The sequence below is a fragment of the Verminephrobacter aporrectodeae subsp. tuberculatae At4 genome, assembly GCF_000193225.1.
Classification (GTDB): Bacteria; Pseudomonadota; Gammaproteobacteria; order Burkholderiales; family Burkholderiaceae_C; genus Acidovorax; species Acidovorax aporrectodeae.
The window spans coordinates 1-1,313 of sequence record NZ_AFAL01001003.1; the positions used below are offsets into that span (position 1 = coordinate 1).

The 1,313-nt window shown below is 69.9% G+C and carries 2 protein-coding genes; both read right to left on the reverse strand.

The genetic code is table 11. The features are described 5' to 3' along the window. Nucleotides 1-120: 120 nt before the first annotated feature. Nucleotides 121-903, reverse strand: coding sequence for a flagellar basal-body rod protein FlgG (gene flgG / locus VTU_RS0124490; RefSeq protein ID WP_010110405.1), 783 nt, complete (start codon nucleotides 901-903; stop codon nucleotides 121-123). A 76-nt stretch (nucleotides 904-979) separates the two neighbouring features. Next, on the reverse strand, nucleotides 980-1,313 hold a 334-nt coding region (locus VTU_RS0124495), incomplete at its 5' end, for a flagellar basal body rod C-terminal domain-containing protein (RefSeq protein WP_010110407.1).

Sequence of the window (1,313 nt, forward strand, 5' to 3'; positions counted from 1 at the left end):
CGCTGGCGCAGCCGGCGCACAGCAGCAGGGCGCCGGCGGCGCCGGCGCGCAGCAGGGGCTGCGGGGGGAGGGTGGCGGTCGGCATGGTGCACGTTCCGGGCAGAGTGATCCGGGGGGCGCTCACAGCTGGCCGAGCCGGGCGAGCATCTGGTCCGAAGTCTGGACCGCCTTGGCGTTCATTTCGTACGCGCGCTGGGTCTGGATCATGCTGATCAGCTCCTGCACGACGTTCACGTTCGACGCCTCCAGAAAGCCCTGCTTGAGGACGCCCAGGCCATTGCTTGCGGGTGTTCCCTGCTGCGGTTGCCCGGACGCGGCCGACTCCTGGAACAGGTTTTGCCCGATGGGCTCCAGCCCCGCCGGGTTGATGAACGCGGACAGGGTCAGATTGCCCAGCGGCTGCGGCTGCGCGTTGCCCTGCAGCGTGGCGGAGACCGCGCCATCGGTGCCGATGGTCAGGCTGGTGGCGTTTGCCGGAACGGTGATCCCGTTGGCCACGGGCATCCCGTTGGAGGTCACCAGGTGGCCCTGCGCGTCCACCTGGAACGAGCCGTCGCGGGTGTAGCCCGGGGTGCCGTCGGGCAGCGTGACCTCGAAGAAGCCGTTGCCGTTGATCGCCACGTCCAGGTTGTTCGTGGTCTCCTGCAGGCTGCCCTGCACAAAGCTGCGGCTGGTCGCCACGGTGCGCACGCCCAGGCCCAGGTGCAGGCCGGTGGGCAGCTGGTTTTGCTCGGTGGCGTTGGCGCCCACCTGGCGCAGGTTCTGGTAGATCAGGTCTTCAAAGACTGCGTGGTTGCGCTTGTAGCCGGTGGTCGAGACGTTCGCCAGGTTGTGCGCGACCACGTCGAGCTGCGTCTGCTGGGCAGACATTCCGGTCTTGGCGATCCAGAGGGAGTGAATCATGCGGCCTCCTCTTGGGCTGAGTGAAGTGGTGGGTGGGTGCGCCGGGTGCTGCGGGCAGGGATTCGGCGCGTGCGCGTCAGCCGGTCAAGCCCAGCAGCTGGCTGGCGCTCTTGTCGTCGGCCTCGGCGGTCTGCAGCAGGCGTATCTGCTGCTCGAACTGGTGCGCGGCGGCGATCAGCGCGACCAGGCAGTCCACGGGGTTCACGTTCGATCCCTCGACCGCGCCGGCGAGCATGCGGGCGTTGGCGTCGTGCGCGAGCGGGTTCCCCGATGCGCTGCGAAACAGCCCGTCGTCGCCGCGCTGCAGCGGGTCCTCGGGCGTGGGCGTGGCGAGCTTGATGCGGCCCACGGTCTGCGCGGGCCGGCCCGCGACCCGGGCGCTGACGCTGCCGTCGGCGCCGAGCGAGACG